The following is a 13,015-nucleotide window of genomic DNA, read 5'->3' as shown; positions in this document are numbered from 1 at the left end:
GGCCCGGCGGGGAAACCCGCCGGGTTCCGTCGTTTTCGGCCCATACCTGCCGGTCGGGCTCATTGCGCTGCACCCTAGCAAGCGGTCGTTCGAATGCTTAGACTAGGCCTGCCTTACGGCTTGTCGCAAGCAACCGCACAGGCGCGCCGACGCTCACCGACATGGGGGCGAGTTTCGCCATTGCCACCGGCGGCGTGCTGACCCTGTTCATCGCCGCCCCGCCGAATGGCAGCTCCGTCTGGATGCGCGTCGTCGGCGAGATTTCGGGCGCGGTCTTCGAGCAGGAAATCACCGCCGACCTGCCCGCCACGACGCAGTTCCTTTCGCCGCGGCTGTTCATGAACACCGGCGCGACGGTCGCTGCCGTCGCCTGCGACTGCGCCGGGGTCTACCTGAAAACCGACTTCTAGGCTTCTCGCCTGCCGCAGCTCGCGGGTGGCTCAGGATCTCGCTGCGTTCCGGGAGTACACATCCAGCGAACCGTCGCGACGGATCAGCAGGACGTCATAGGCATCGCGCTGGTCCTCCGGCCCCATGCCGGGCGAGCCGTAGGGCATACCAGGGACCGCAAGTCCGACCGCATCGGGGCGTTCGGCCAGCAGGCGCCGGATGTCGGCGGCAGGAACGTGGCCTTCAAGCGCATAGCCATCGACCACGCCGGTATGACAGGAGAAAGCCTTCGCCGGGACGCCATGGTCCATCTTGAAGCGGATCAGCAGCGTTCCCATCGACACTTCGTCCGTCACGGTGAAGCCTTGCTCGCGCAGGTAGTCGACCCAGGCATCGCAGCATTCACAGCCGCGTCCCTTGACGACATGGATCGGTGGTTCCGCTTGCGACCAGGCGGCGCGCCCCGGGACCGCGACGCTCGCCGCTGCCGCAAGCAGCAGGTTGCGTCGTCCGATGTGCTGCCCGCTCATCCCCGATCTCCTACTACCAAAGCTTCAAAGCCCGTCTCGCGGCGCCATGTCGTCAGCGCATCAAGATCCTCGGACGAGGCAATCTCTTGTTCCGGCAGGGCGTCCCGGTCCGTCGGATCGACCGGCCGACCGTCAACGCGGACCTCGTAGTGCAGGTTCGGGCCACTTACGAGGCCCGTCGCGCCAACGGCACCGATGCTGTCACCGGCCTTGACCCGGGTGCCTTCCCGAACATCCTCGGCAATCTCGGACAGATGGGCATAGCGCGTCACAACCCCGCCGCCGTGATCGATGTCGATGGTCAGACCGTAACCTCGGATCGTACCGGCAAAGACCACACGCCCGGCACCGGTGGCCGAGACCTCGGTTCCGACCGGAGCGGCATAGTCGATCCCGGTGTGCATCCGCACGCCCCCGAGAACAGGATGGTTGCGTCGCCCGAAGACAGACGACAGCCGGGCACCGAGGATCGGCGCGGCAGACCGCTGGACGGCTTCCCCGTCCTCGAACACGATGACGGGTCCTGCGGCTTCGGTGGCGACAAGCTCAAGCACCCGGTCTGCAAGTTCCAGCCGCGCATAGTTCAGCCGGGGCTCACCCGCGATGCTGCCGTCAGGAAGCTGGTCTTCCTGCCAGACCAGCGCGAAGGTCTCGCCGCCCTGCAGATCGCGCCGGAAATCGACCTGGCCCGCGAGGAGCGCGGTCAGGTCCACGGCGAAGCGCTCCGGCGCGTTGCGCGCGACGAGGGCTTCGTAAAGCGTGCCGTCAAGGACAAGCGTTTCCCGCCGGTCTGCTTCACGGATCGGAGGATGAAGGCGCTCGACTGTCACCTGGCCATTGAACGTCAATGCAATCTCGACGCCATCTTCCACGAAAAGCGACAGGCGCGTCAGGCTGGTCGGATCGCCCGATGCGGCCGTCCACTCGACGCGATGACCGGGTCGCAGGTCGGTCAGGTCGTAGACCCCCGCAAGCGCCAGGGCGGCCTCGGCCCGGATGCCCGCGGGGACACCTGCGCGGTCAAGCACGCTGTCGAGCGTGTCGCCTGAGGCGATCGTCACATCGATCACGGCTGGACCGTGCGCGGTCGGCGGGTCGGCAACAGCCCGCAAGGGCACAAGAGTGGTGGCGACGAGGACGATGAGGGCAGAGCGGATCATCTGGCAGAATGACCTTTCAGCTGAGGGTTCGGCGGATCTTCGGAACGGCGAAACGCCGATCCTCGTGATAATCAATGATGCTGGCAAAGCGCCCGTCCGGGTGGAACAGGAACACCCCGGCTGTATGGTTGACCGTATAATCGCCATCGCGCGGCACCTTCTCGAACGACGCGCGCAACCCCGCGGCGGCGCGTTCGACCTCGGCCAGCGGGCCCGTCAGGCCGGTGATGCGCGGATCGAAATTCGCGAGGTAGTCGGACAGGACCGCCGGCGTGTCACGTTCAGGGTCCACCGAGATCAGGGTGACGTTCAGGCGGTCAGCCTCGGGACCGAGATCCTCGAGCCAGCCCGAGATGTCGCTGAGCGTGGTCGGACAGACGTCGGGACAGAAGGTAAAGCCGAAGAAGATCATGGTCGGGCGCCCGATCCAGTCGGACGGCCGGACGGTTGCGCCGCACTGGTCGGTCAGCGTGAAGTCCATTTCGGCGATCGGCAAAGGCAGACGTGGGTCTGTGGCAGGCGCGGTGCCGCGGCTGCGCCATGCCCCGAGGCCGAGCGTGAAAGCCAGCGCCCCCGCCACCCCGCCGAGGATCACTGCCCTGCGTGTTCGCAATCCGGCCCCTCCGCCTGCATGGACAGGACCTCGACCGGCACCGTCACCTCGCCCGCGTCGCGGAAGGTCAATGTCACGGGGAAGCCCTCGCCTTCCTTCAGGGTGGTGGTCAGGCCCATCAGCATTCCGTGATAGCCCCCGGGCGCCAGCGCCACCGTCTGTCCCGCCGGAACCGGAACCGACATGGCGTGCGGCATCGAGGCGACGCCGTCCGTCACGACGGTTTCGTGCAGCATCGGCATTTCCGCGACGGGCGTCGCGATGCCGACCAGCGCGTCATCGGCGCTGCCTGTGTTGGTGATCTCGACATAGAGCACGCCGGGGCGTTCGGCGCCGATCGTCGCGCGGGACCATGCGTGCTCGATCATCAGATTTCCGATGGTGAAGGTTTCGCAGGCCATGGCAGGCAGGCCGACAAGGGACAGAAGGGCGGCAAGGATGGGGGTTCTCATGGAGCCTCACAGTCTGGAGCGAAGGTCATTCAGGATGTCACTGGCGGGCGTGCCGTAGGCGAACTGGCGCAGCCAGTCGCCATCGGGCCCGATCAGGTAGAGCGCCGGGCTGTGCGACATGGTGTAGCCATCCGGCGCGGCCGGGTCGTCCTGGCGTTCGAAGTAGATGTGGAAGCTCTCCGCGGCGGCGCGCGTCTGCACCTCGTCTCCGGCGAGGCCCAGGATCGCCGGGTGGAAGGCGGATGTGTAGGCGGCAAGCCCCAGACGGCGGTCGCGGACGGGATCGACGGAGATGAAGATCGGTTGCACCTTGTCGGCGTCCGATCCGAGGTCATCCATGACCTGCGCGACCTCGGACAGCGTGGTGGGGCGCACGTCCGGACAGCTCGTGAAGCCGAAGAACACCAGAAGGTGCTTTCCCGCGAAGTCCGCCTCGGTGCGGATCCGGCCCTCGGCGTCGGACAACGAGAACACCGGGCGAAACGCGGCCTCGGCCCGGGGCGGGGTTGCCGGATCGGCCACCAGAACCCAGGTTCCATAGGCCAGACAGACCAGGCCCGCGGCTGCCCAAAGGGCTTTCTGGAATGTTGTCAGTCTCATGCGGCCCCTGTCTATGATGCGGCGTGCCTAAACCCTCCAGCGGCTTGAGGTTCAAGCGAAAAAGCCCGGTGTCACGGAAAGATGAGGCGTCAGCCGAGCAGAACCGTCGCCAGCAGATTGACATTCAGCACGATGATCGTGGCCGCGATCAGTGCGCAGAGCGCAGTAAGCCAGCGGGGGGCCACCAGATCGCCCATCTTGGCCCGGCTTGCCGTGAACATCACCAGCGGCACGATGGCGAAGGGAAGCTGGAAGGACAGCACGACCTGGCTCAGGATCAGGAGCTGGCCGGTCTCCTCGCTGCCGTAAAGCAGGATCACGGCCATCGCCGGGACAATGGCGATCAGCCGGGTGATCAGCCGCCGCAACACCGGGCTGATGCGGAAGGCGATGAACCCTTCCATCACGATCTGCCCTGACATCGTGGCTGTCACGGTCGCGTTCAGCCCACAGCACAGAAGCGCGATGCCGAACAGGGTCGGGGCGATGGCGCTGCCAAGCAGCGGCGAAAGCAACGCATGCGCCTGATCGATCTCGACGATTTCGGTTGTGCCGCTGGCGTGGAACGTCGCGGCGGCGAGGATCAGGATCGACGAGTTGACCAGAAGCGCCAGCATCAGCGCGATGGTCGAATCCCAGGTCGCAAGCCGCAGCGCCTCGCGCTTGCCGCCCGGATCCTGTCCGAAGGCCCGGGTCTGCACGATCCCGGAATGGAGATACAGGTTGTGCGGCATCACCGTCGCGCCGATGATTCCGAGCGCGATGTAAAGCATCTGCGGATTGGTCACGATCTCGGTCGAGGGCGCAAAGCCCGCGATCACCGCGCCCCAGTCGGGGTCGGCCATCGCGATCTGCACGAAGAAACAGGCCGCGATCACCGCCAGAAGTGCGATGATGAAAGCCTCGATCCACCGAAATCCCTTGTTCTGCAGCCAGAGGATCAGGAACACGTCGGCCGCGGTGATGAAGATGCCGATCTCGAGCGGGATGCCGAACAGAAGGTTCAGGCCGATGGCCGTGCCGATCACCTCCGCGAGGTCGGTGGCGATGATCGCAGCTTCGGCAAACAGCCAGAGCGGCACCGACACCCAGCGCGGAAAGGCATCCCGGCAAGCCTGCGCCAGGTCGCGGCCCGAGGCGATGGCGAGCCGCGCGCAGAGCGACTGCAGAAGGATCGCCATGATGTTCGACAACAGCGCAACGAAGAGCAGCGTGTAGCCGAAGGCCGCCCCCCCGGCGAGCGAGGTGGCCCAGTTCCCGGGGTCCATGTAGCCGACCGCGACGAGGTAGCCCGGTCCGATGAAGGCAAGGAAGCGGCGGAAGGGCGACGCGCCGCGCGGCACTGCGATCGAACGGAACACTTCGGACAGGGACGGCGTGGTGCTGTCGGTACGCCAGGCATGGATCGGCATGGATGGAAGCCCCAGAAGGACGCGTCCGCAAAGGCCGGGCGCAATATGTTAGATGGTGCTAACAATTCTCCCCGCGGCTTTACTTGTCAATCCGTCCCGTGCGATGCTTCTGCGATGACAGGGATCGATCCGAAGAACCGCATGGGCACCGATGACCGAGCCGCCGACCTGCGGGCCGAGGCGTTCCAGGGCGTGCGCGCGGCGCGCAGCCGCGAGCTGGCCGAGGACTATGTCGAACTGATCGCCGAACTGATCCACGACCACGGCGAGGCGCGGCCGGTGGATATCGCCGCGCGGCTTGGCGTCCGGGTCCCGACGGTGACCAAGACGCTCGACCGTCTGGCCCGGGAGGGCCTGATCACCCGGGCGCGGTATCGGTCCGTGTTCCTGACCGACGAGGGCCGCGCGCTGGCCCGGGAGTGCCGTCGGCGGCACGAGATCGTGCTGCGGTTCCTGCTGAGCCTGGGCCTCGACCCCGAAACCGCCGAGCGCGACGCCGAGGGGATCGAGCATCACGTCAGCGCGCGCACGCTGGCCCTCTTCGCGGCCTTCGCCAGCAAGTCCTGACGGCGGCGTCAGGCGTTCTCGACGGCGAAGCGCACATCGGCGATCAGGCTTTCCGCGCTGAAGTTCTCCAGCCGTTTGCCGTTCAGGAAAAAGGTCGGCGTCTGCCGGATGTCCAGGGCTTCGACATCCGCCATGTCCTGGTTGATCGTTCCGGTGATGCCGGGAAAGAGCTTGTCCGTCTCGGCCCGATCCAGATCGAGGCCCGCATTCCCGGCGATCTCCCAGGCCACGTCCATCTCGGGCGCCCCGTGGACCGCCCAGCCCGGCTGCTCTTCGAACAGGGCGTCAAGCACCGGTTCGAACTTGCCCTGCATCCGCGCCGCCTCGAGGATCCGGGCAGCCTCGTCCGACCCTTCGTGGAACAGGGTATAGCGCAGCACAACGCGGACCTGATCCGGGAACAGCCGGAGGATCTCCTTGATGACCGGATGGTACGCCCGGCAGGCCTCGCAGGAGGGGTCGAAGAACTCGACCAGCGTGACGGGCGCATCGGCCGGGCCGAAGCTGGGCGAGTAGGGGCGGACGAGGAGTGCTGCGTCCACGGGCGGCGCAGCGGCGGCGCGGGCATCGGCGTCTGCCTGACGCCGGGTGTTCACGACAAAGGCGCCGCCCCCGAAAGCGACGAGCCCGATGGCTGAGGCCCCGACCAAGACAGTGCGGCGGTTCATGCGCGGGTCCCCCTTGGAAGGATCAGACAGGCAAGGATGGCGGCAAAGGCCGCCAGCGAAAGGTAAGGAATGGGCAATCCCAGGATCACCTGCGCCGGGCCCGAGCAGGAAGGGCCGTTCTCGGTGCAGGGAACGACCGGAGCAGGCAGGAGCCCCGCGTAAAGTCCGGAATGCCAGGCCGCGAGCGCCAGCCCGGCGATACCGAACGGCAGGGCATAGACCCGCGCCAGGCGGTCGCCCCGCCAGATCGACAGGCCAAGGATCGGGACCAGCGGGAACATGGCGATACGCTGGTACCAGCACAGGGTGCAGGGCATCTGCCCCAGCACCTCGCCGATGAAGAGAGCCCCGAGGGTGGCGGCAAGAGCGATCACGAACGCGGTCGTCACCGCAAGGTCGTCCCGGGACGGGGTGTCAGCCTCAGCCTTGGTCACGAACGGGCTCCTTGCGGCGGCGCTGTGGCAGGGACGACGCGAGGAGGCAGGCCGCTCCCAAGGTGATCGCCATGTCCGCGACGTTGAACGTCGGCCAGTGCCATTCCTTCCAGAAGACGTCGAGGAAGTCCGTCACCGCACCCTGCCGCAGCCGGTCGATGATGTTGCCAAGCGCCCCGCCGACGATCAGGGCGAACCCGGTGCGCTCGACCGGATGGCGCGCGCGCAGGGCCATCACGGCGAACACCAGCGTCAGCCCGGCGGTCACGGCGGCCATCAGCAACGGCCGACCGGACATCGGACCGGACAGGAGGCCGAAGCTCGCGCCTTCGTTGAAACCGAGCGTCAGGTCGAGACCGGGAAGGATGGCAACGGGCTGGCCGGGCACCAGGCCGGACAGCGCGGCCGCCTTGGTGGTCTGGTCGAGCAGAACCGTGGCCAGCACCACATTCGCAGGTCGGATCATGGAGCGGTTCCCTGGCGCAGCCCGATCCAGCGCGGCACGGCGGCGGTGTAGCGGTCGTAGTCCGCCCCGAGTGCCGCCCGCAGGGCCGTCTCCTCCGTGCGCACCTGTGTGACAGCCGACCACAGGAAGACGAGCGGCGCGACGACATTGGGCAGCGAAGACGCCGCGAGCGCGACACCGGCCAGCAAGGCGAACTGCCCCACGAAGGTGGGGTTCCGGCTGTAGCGGTAGAGCCCGCCCGTGACGAGGGCGCCCGTCGCGCCGGGCACAACCCCTACCCGCCAGGAGGCGCCCATCGACATCTGCGCCGCAAAGGCGACCATCGCCCCCACGCCCGCGATGAAGACACCGATCAGCCCGGCGGCAACCGCCCCGCCTTCGGTCCAGAACGGATCGGCCTTGTGGAGTACAGGCCATGCCAGCCAGAGAAGCGGCCCGAAGAAGGCAAGCACGAAGGCCGCACGAAACCCGAAGGCGGCCAGCCGCTCGCGTCCCCTTGCCTGCCCGAACAGCCAGACCGGCCTGCCCGCCGCCTGCGTCGCCGCCGTGGTCCCCCAGAGGAACAGTGCCAGATAGCCGAAGAGAAGGGCCAGCGCGGCCCAGCCGAAAGCCGACATCATCGCCTCACGCCTCGCGTTCGGGGTTGAACCGCAAGAGACGCAGCGCGTTCAGCGTCACCAGCACCGTCGCACCCGTATCGGCCAGGATCGCGATCCAGAGGCCCGTCAGGCCAAGGACCGAGGTGACGAGGAACACCGCCTTCAGCCCCAGGGCGATGGTGACGTTCTGACGGATGTTGGCCATGGCCGCGCGCGAGAGGCGGATGGTTGCGGGAATGTCGGTCACGCGGTCGCGCAGGATCGCCGCATCGGCGGTTTCCAGCGCCACATCGGTGCCCGATCCCATGGCGACGCCGACCGACGCCTGCTTCAGGGCGGGCGCATCGTTGATGCCGTCACCGATCATCATGACGCCGTCCTTCGCCCCGATCTCGCGAATATAGGCGAGCTTGTCCTCGGGAAGCATGTCGGCCTCGAACTTCAGGCCAAGGCCGCCCGCGATCGCCGCCGCCGTCCGCGGGTTGTCGCCGGTCAGGATGACGGGGGTCAGGCCCATCGCAGTCAGCTGGCGCACGGCATCCTTCGCATCCGCCCGCGGCTCGTCGCGCATCGCGATCAGGCCGAGCGGGGAATTCGCGCGGAACACCGCGACGGCGGTCTTGCCCTCCTCTTCGAAGATCGTTGCCTGGCGCAGTCCAAGCCCGTCAAGGCCGCCGTTGTCCATGGCGTAGCGGGGCGAGGCGACCCAGGCCGGGGCGCCGTCGACCGTCGCCACGACGCCCTTGCCCATCAGCGCCTTGGCGTCGCTGGCGGCGAGCGGCGCGACGCCCGCGTCCTTCGCACGGTTCAGGATGGCGACCGCCAACGGGTGGCTCGACCCCGTCTCGACGCCCGCGGCGACAGCCAGAAGCTCGGCCTCGGTCGTCTTGCCGAAGGGCACCACATCGGTCACCTGCGGCCGGCCATGCGTCAGGGTACCGGTCTTGTCGAAGGCGACCCAGCCGATCTTGGACGCCGCCTCGATCACCGCGCCGCCTTTCATCAGCAGCCCACGTCGCGCACCGGAGGACAGCGCCGAGGCGATCGAGGCCGGAACCGAGATCACCAGCGCGCAGGGGCAGCCGATCAGAAGCAGCGCTAGGCCACGATAGACCCAAGTATCCCAGGGTTGGCCGAAGGCCAGTGGCGGCACCAGCACGACCAGCGCCGCGACGCCAACGATGGCCGGCATGTACCAGCGGCTGAACCTGTCGATGAAGCGTTCCGTCGGCGCGCGCGCCTCCTCCGCTTCCTCGACCAGCCGGATGATCCGCGCGATGGTGTTGTCCTCGGCCCCTTTTGTCACCGCCACACGGAGGGCCGCTTCGGTATTGATTGCCCCGGCAAACACCGCATCCCCGGGTCCGCGCGTCCTTGGCACGCTTTCGCCGGTGACCGGGCTTTCATCCACACCCGAGGTGCCCTCGACGATCTCGCCGTCCGCCGGGATGCGGTCGCCCGGGCGTACCAGGACGGTCTGGCCAATGGCCAGGCTCGCCGCAGGAACCTCGCGCGTGGTGCCGTTCACTTCGAGGAGCGCCGTCTTGGGCACCAGTTTGGCCAGGGCTCGGATGCCGTCGCGCGCCTTGCCCGCCGCCACACCTTCAAGCACCTCGCCGACCGCGAAGAGGAACACGACCAGCGCCGCCTCTTCCGCCGCGTCGATGAACAGCGCGCCGACGGCGGCAATCGTCATCAGGCTCTCGATGGTGAAGGGTTGGCCCATCCGCAGCGCGGCGAAGGCGCGCCGCGCGACCGGAGCAACCCCGATGAGGCAGGCCGCGACAAAAGCCCATCGGCCGATGTCCGGCGCGATCAACTCGACGATCCAGGCCGCGCCGAGCAGGACTGCCGTGAAGATGACCAGCTTGCCCTTTCCGGTCTGGTACCAGGGCTTGCCCCTGTCGGCGGGGTCATCGTGGACATGGCCCGCGCTGCCATGGCCCGAGTCGTCACGCGGCGAAACCTTCCCGTGCGTCGCATGGTCATGACCGTCATGGTCGTGGCCCGATGGATCTGCCCCGCCATCCCTCTCGCCGGGCACCCCTGCCGTCGGCGTCGCGGGCAGCACAAAGTCCTTCCTCGCCGATGCTGCCCGTGGCGCGATCTCATAGCCGAGCGCACGAACGGCGCTCTCGATCCTGTCCCGCCCGGTTTGCGCCTCGTCGAGGGTCAGACGGAGACGTTCCGACATGATGGCGACCTCGACACCGCTCACTCCCGGCAGGCGCGACACCGCATCCTTGATCTTGGTGGCGCAGGATCCGCAATCCATGCCCCTCACGGTCCAGTCGCAAGCGGTTTCGTTTCGTGCTTCGGCCATCGTCAATCCTCGGCCCGCGCGGGGCGATTGTCTTCATCGAGTCGGGAAGCTAATGTCTCTAGCAACTATAGCTTCAAGGGGAATCTGATGCTGACCATCGGAAAACTCGGGGCGCAGGCCGGAGTGAAGGTTCCGACCATCCGCTACTACGAACAGATCGGGCTTCTGCCCGAGGCCGGGCGCAGCGCCGGCAACCAGCGGCTCTACGGACGCAAGGCGTTGGAACGGCTTGCCTTCATCCGCCACGCACGGGACCTCGGCTTCACGCTCGAGGCGATCCGTGACCTTCTCAGCCTCTCGGACAATCCCGAACAGCCTTGCGTCGCAGCCGACGCCATCGCGCGCGCGCAGCTTGCGGAGGTGGAGCGCCGCCTCGCGCGGCTGACGGCGCTGAAGGCCGAACTGGAGCGGATGGTCGTGCAATGCGCGGGCGGCAAGATTGCCGATTGCCGGGTGATCGAGGTGCTGGGCGACCATTCCCTCTGCTCCACCGACCACCGCCATCCGGAGAGCGAGGCCGGTCCGTGACCGCGCCCGGCACACTCGCCATCTATGCCGGTGCCGCCTTGGCCGAGATCGCGGGCTGCTTCGCGGTCTGGGCCTGGATGCGGCAGGGGGCGAGCGCCATCTGGCTTGTCCCCGGAGTGGCGAGCCTCGCCGCCTTCGCATGGCTGCTCGCGCTCGCCCCATCCGACTTCGCCGGGCGCGCCTATGCGGCCTACGGCGGGGTCTACATCGCCGCATCGCTCCTCTGGCTCTGGATGGTCGAAAAGCAGCGGCCGGACGCCTGGGACCTGACAGGCGGGGCGATCTGCCTCTTCGGCGCGGCGGTCATCCTGTTCGGTCCAAGGGCGATGGGGAGCTAGTCAGGCGCTCGACCGAAGATCGTCAAGGCGGAGTGTCACGCTGGAACAGCCGAAGATCGCGCCACTAGATGATTGTCGTCTTCGCGACGTAGTTCGGTCGCGGATGCGCCAGAACCGCAGCCGGGGAAGCGATGCAGAACTTTCTTCAAATTAAGATTTAGACTGAACAAGGTTGGACATCAGGCCCATTCCCTCCATCGAATGGCTGCTTTGCGACGCAGTCACGGAACCGCACATCGCGGCGGCCGTCTGCTATCTGCCCTTCACGTCGACCAGAGTGAGAGACGTGCCGGTTTCCCGGTGACGGGTTGAGGGCTGGGAGAGTGGCTTCCGGCGCCTGTCACGGGAGATAGCCGATGGGCGTTGTGGAAGTTCTGGATCCGGTCGCACCGGCGCGGGCAGGTGGATGGAAAGTGGATGTGAGCCGGGGTGAGCGGAGCGGGCGGGTGTCGTCCGAATGGTTCAACCGGCCCGATGACGAGCGGTATCTGTCGCTTGATGATCTCTGGGCATCGGTGAAGGGCCGGTCCGAACGCAGCCGCAGCCGGGTCGTGCAGACGGCGGATATCCGGGTCGAGGCCGCGCGCGACAACCCCGAGCGGCTGCACCTGATGCTGCCGAAAGCGCATGAACCGGTCGTGCCCACGCACTGGGCGTTCGGCCAGCTTGCCAGCATCGTCGGCGCGCCGGCCTCCTACCTGCGGCAGCTGCCCGCGCCGCTGGCAGGGATCAACCTGCAATACGGTCTGACCAACCATCGCGCCGAGCAGGTCAAGACCTTCGAGACGGAAGACGGCCGCACCGAACTGCGTGCAGTGACCGGCCCCGACTATGGCCGTATCCATGACCATGAACTGGTCAAGGCCGTGCAGCGCATCGCGGGCAATGGCACGGGCGACACGCGCTGGAAGGTGCCGGGCGTGCTTGACTGGTCGACCGGGGTCTACAACCCCGATGTCGAAATCAGCCGCGACACGACCACGCTTTATGCCTCTGACCGCGACGTCTTCCTGTTCCTGGTCGATGATCACAACCCGATCGAGGCGGGCCGCCTGCCCGACGGCTCACCCGATCTCTACTTCCGGGGCTTCTACTGCTGGAATTCCGAGGTGGGGGCGAAGACCCTCGGCATGGCCAGCTTCTACCTTCGGGCCGTGTGCCAGAACCGCAACCTCTGGGGCGTCGAGGATTTTCAGGAGATCACGATCCGTCATTCCAAGTACGCCGCATCGCGCTTCGCCCATGAGGCGGCCCCGGCGCTGACGCGGTTTGCCAATTCCTCGCCGCAGGGGTTCGTAAACGGCATCAAGGCGGCGCGGCAGCAGATCGTCGCGCGTACGGACGAGGACAGGGATGACTTCCTGCGCAAACGCGGCTTCTCGAAAGCCGAATCCGGCAAGATCATCGAGAAGGTGCTGATGGAAGAGGGCCGCCCGCCCGAGAGCATCTTCGATTTCGTGCAGGGCATCACGCGGCTTGCGCGCGACAAGACCCAGCAGGATGCCCGCCTCGACATGGAAGGGCGCGCCAAGAAGCTGCTCGACCGGGTCGGCTGACGCCGGGATCGACAACGCGACCGCCTGCATCGGCGGCGGTCGCGCACTCCTCTTTCAAATGCATGCCGTTGGCCCCGCCCCGAGAGGGTAGGGGGCTTCGGCCTGCGCATTTCAGCGAGAACTCCCATGACCCCCCAGGAAGAAACCGTCATCCTCGAGGCCCGCGACATCCTCGGCCGCTACCTCAGCCAGAACCCGGTCATCGGCAGTTGGCAGGCGCTGATGGACTATTGCGCGCTTTATGCCGAGGCCGAGATTATGCCGATGTTGGTTTTTAAATCATTGTTTCTGGCGGGGATCGTTGTGAAGGGGTTGGCATAATCAGAGAGCCTCGAGGAAGGCGAGGAGATTGTCAGTCGGCCGGAAGCGGCCGGGCTTC

The 13,015-nt window shown here is 67.0% G+C and carries 16 protein-coding genes and 1 pseudogene; 6 read left to right on the top strand and 11 right to left on the bottom strand.

What is annotated here, in order from left to right; all coding sequences use genetic code 11:
* Positions 1-161 precede the first annotated feature (161 nt).
* Positions 162-410 carry a hypothetical protein gene (locus JNJ68_RS06440; RefSeq protein WP_235933384.1) on the top strand — a complete coding sequence of 83 codons (249 nt, stop codon included), beginning with the start codon at positions 162-164 and terminating at the stop codon, positions 408-410.
* Positions 411-440: 30 nt separating this feature from the next.
* Here the strand turns inward: JNJ68_RS06440 and JNJ68_RS06435 are convergent, their stop codons facing one another.
* The 6 genes from JNJ68_RS06435 to JNJ68_RS06410 all read right to left on the bottom strand — a co-directional run bounded on the left by JNJ68_RS06435 (position 441) and on the right by JNJ68_RS06410 (position 5,157).
* Entirely contained in the window at positions 441-920 is a 480-nt protein-coding gene (locus JNJ68_RS06435) for a DUF411 domain-containing protein (RefSeq protein ID WP_294980373.1), read from the bottom strand.
* Positions 917-2,080 carry a M23 family metallopeptidase gene (locus tag JNJ68_RS06430; protein WP_294980370.1) on the bottom strand — a complete coding sequence of 388 codons (1,164 nt, stop codon included), beginning with the start codon at positions 2,078-2,080 and terminating at the stop codon, positions 917-919. The genes JNJ68_RS06435 and JNJ68_RS06430 overlap by 4 nt, the downstream gene beginning before the upstream one ends.
* 16 nt (positions 2,081-2,096) lie before the next feature.
* A complete protein-coding gene (locus tag JNJ68_RS06425; RefSeq protein WP_294980367.1) occupies positions 2,097-2,675 on the bottom strand; it encodes an SCO family protein in 579 nt (192 codons plus the stop codon).
* The gene (locus tag JNJ68_RS06420) at positions 2,672-3,145 is read right to left on the bottom strand and encodes a copper chaperone PCu(A)C (RefSeq protein WP_161768437.1); all 474 of its coding nucleotides are present in this window, start codon (positions 3,143-3,145) and stop codon (positions 2,672-2,674) included. Before JNJ68_RS06420 ends, JNJ68_RS06425 begins: the two co-directional genes overlap by 4 nt.
* 6 nt (positions 3,146-3,151) lie before the next feature.
* Positions 3,152-3,745: an SCO family protein gene (locus tag JNJ68_RS06415; RefSeq protein WP_294980364.1), complete on the bottom strand. Its 594-nt coding sequence runs from the start codon at positions 3,743-3,745 to the stop codon at positions 3,152-3,154.
* 89 nt (positions 3,746-3,834) lie between these two features.
* Positions 3,835-5,157: an Nramp family divalent metal transporter gene (locus JNJ68_RS06410; protein ID WP_294980361.1), complete on the bottom strand. Its 1,323-nt coding sequence runs from the start codon at positions 5,155-5,157 to the stop codon at positions 3,835-3,837.
* Positions 5,158-5,271: 114 nt separating this feature from the next.
* On the opposite strand from JNJ68_RS06410, the gene mntR reads away from it, so the two are divergent.
* Positions 5,272-5,724, top strand: coding sequence for a manganese-binding transcriptional regulator MntR (gene mntR, locus JNJ68_RS06405; protein ID WP_021096156.1), 453 nt, complete (start codon positions 5,272-5,274; stop codon positions 5,722-5,724).
* Positions 5,725-5,732: 8 nt separating this feature from the next.
* Here mntR and JNJ68_RS06400 read toward each other — a convergent pair whose 3' ends face one another.
* Genes JNJ68_RS06400 through JNJ68_RS06380 form a run of 5 tightly spaced genes read right to left on the bottom strand, consistent with a single transcriptional unit; the run spans position 5,733 to position 10,214 of the window.
* Positions 5,733-6,392: a thioredoxin domain-containing protein gene (locus JNJ68_RS06400; protein WP_161768434.1), complete on the bottom strand. Its 660-nt coding sequence runs from the start codon at positions 6,390-6,392 to the stop codon at positions 5,733-5,735.
* Positions 6,389-6,826: a disulfide bond formation protein B gene (locus tag JNJ68_RS06395; protein ID WP_161768433.1), complete on the bottom strand. Its 438-nt coding sequence runs from the start codon at positions 6,824-6,826 to the stop codon at positions 6,389-6,391. Before JNJ68_RS06395 ends, JNJ68_RS06400 begins: the two co-directional genes overlap by 4 nt.
* The gene (lspA, locus tag JNJ68_RS06390) at positions 6,813-7,292 is read right to left on the bottom strand and encodes a signal peptidase II (protein WP_161768432.1); all 480 of its coding nucleotides are present in this window, start codon (positions 7,290-7,292) and stop codon (positions 6,813-6,815) included. The genes JNJ68_RS06395 and lspA overlap by 14 nt, the downstream gene beginning before the upstream one ends.
* A complete protein-coding gene (locus JNJ68_RS06385) occupies positions 7,289-7,912 on the bottom strand; it encodes a methyltransferase (protein WP_294980354.1) in 624 nt (207 codons plus the stop codon). Before JNJ68_RS06385 ends, lspA begins: the two co-directional genes overlap by 4 nt.
* A 4-nt stretch (positions 7,913-7,916) precedes the next feature.
* On the bottom strand, positions 7,917-10,214 hold the full coding sequence (locus JNJ68_RS06380; protein ID WP_161768431.1) for a heavy metal translocating P-type ATPase: 2,298 nt from the start codon (positions 10,212-10,214) through the stop codon (positions 7,917-7,919).
* An 87-nt stretch (positions 10,215-10,301) separates the two neighbouring features.
* Here JNJ68_RS06380 and JNJ68_RS06375 point away from each other — a divergent pair, with 87 nt between their 5' ends.
* The 4 genes and pseudogenes from JNJ68_RS06375 to JNJ68_RS19435 all read left to right on the top strand — a co-directional run.
* The gene (locus tag JNJ68_RS06375; protein ID WP_161768430.1) at positions 10,302-10,742 is read left to right on the top strand and encodes a helix-turn-helix domain-containing protein; all 441 of its coding nucleotides are present in this window, start codon (positions 10,302-10,304) and stop codon (positions 10,740-10,742) included.
* Positions 10,739-11,080, top strand: a complete 342-nt coding sequence (locus JNJ68_RS06370) for a YnfA family protein (protein WP_021096163.1) — start codon at positions 10,739-10,741, stop codon at positions 11,078-11,080. The genes JNJ68_RS06375 and JNJ68_RS06370 overlap by 4 nt, the downstream gene beginning before the upstream one ends.
* A 356-nt stretch (positions 11,081-11,436) precedes the next feature.
* Entirely contained in the window at positions 11,437-12,636 is a 1,200-nt protein-coding gene (locus tag JNJ68_RS06365; RefSeq protein ID WP_294980347.1) for a DUF932 domain-containing protein, read from the top strand.
* 126 nt (positions 12,637-12,762) lie between these two features.
* Positions 12,763-12,876, top strand: a pseudogene (locus tag JNJ68_RS19435) (DNA repair protein); the annotation flags it as partial.
* Between the last annotated feature and the right edge of the window lie 139 nt (positions 12,877-13,015).

Source organism: Tabrizicola sp., assembly GCF_016793705.1.
In the GTDB taxonomy this organism is placed as follows: Bacteria; Pseudomonadota; Alphaproteobacteria; order Rhodobacterales; family Rhodobacteraceae; genus Tabrizicola.
Note: the sequence above shows the minus strand (reverse complement) of the source record. Positions and strands in the feature narration are given on the sequence as shown.

What these genes read in the sequence shown, in the direction of transcription:
- JNJ68_RS06440 (WP_235933384.1), top strand. Translation starts at nt 162, where the DNA reads ATGGGGGCGAGTTTCGCCATTGCCACCGGCGGCGTGCTGACCCTGTTC.
- JNJ68_RS06435 (WP_294980373.1), bottom strand. Translation starts at nt 920, where the DNA reads ATGAGCGGGCAGCACATCGGACGACGCAACCTGCTGCTTGCGGCAGCG.
- JNJ68_RS06430 (WP_294980370.1), bottom strand. Translation starts at nt 2,080, where the DNA reads ATGATCCGCTCTGCCCTCATCGTCCTCGTCGCCACCACTCTTGTGCCC.
- JNJ68_RS06420 (WP_161768437.1), bottom strand. Translation starts at nt 3,145, where the DNA reads ATGAGAACCCCCATCCTTGCCGCCCTTCTGTCCCTTGTCGGCCTGCCT.
- JNJ68_RS06415 (WP_294980364.1), bottom strand. Translation starts at nt 3,745, where the DNA reads ATGAGACTGACAACATTCCAGAAAGCCCTTTGGGCAGCCGCGGGCCTG.
- JNJ68_RS06410 (WP_294980361.1), bottom strand. Translation starts at nt 5,157, where the DNA reads ATGCCGATCCATGCCTGGCGTACCGACAGCACCACGCCGTCCCTGTCC.
- mntR (WP_021096156.1), top strand. Translation starts at nt 5,272, where the DNA reads ATGACAGGGATCGATCCGAAGAACCGCATGGGCACCGATGACCGAGCC.
- JNJ68_RS06400 (WP_161768434.1), bottom strand. Translation starts at nt 6,392, where the DNA reads ATGAACCGCCGCACTGTCTTGGTCGGGGCCTCAGCCATCGGGCTCGTC.
- lspA (WP_161768432.1), bottom strand. Translation starts at nt 7,292, where the DNA reads ATGATCCGACCTGCGAATGTGGTGCTGGCCACGGTTCTGCTCGACCAG.
- JNJ68_RS06385 (WP_294980354.1), bottom strand. Translation starts at nt 7,912, where the DNA reads ATGATGTCGGCTTTCGGCTGGGCCGCGCTGGCCCTTCTCTTCGGCTAT.
- JNJ68_RS06380 (WP_161768431.1), bottom strand. Translation starts at nt 10,214, where the DNA reads ATGGCCGAAGCACGAAACGAAACCGCTTGCGACTGGACCGTGAGGGGC.
- JNJ68_RS06375 (WP_161768430.1), top strand. Translation starts at nt 10,302, where the DNA reads ATGCTGACCATCGGAAAACTCGGGGCGCAGGCCGGAGTGAAGGTTCCG.
- JNJ68_RS06365 (WP_294980347.1), top strand. Translation starts at nt 11,437, where the DNA reads ATGGGCGTTGTGGAAGTTCTGGATCCGGTCGCACCGGCGCGGGCAGGT.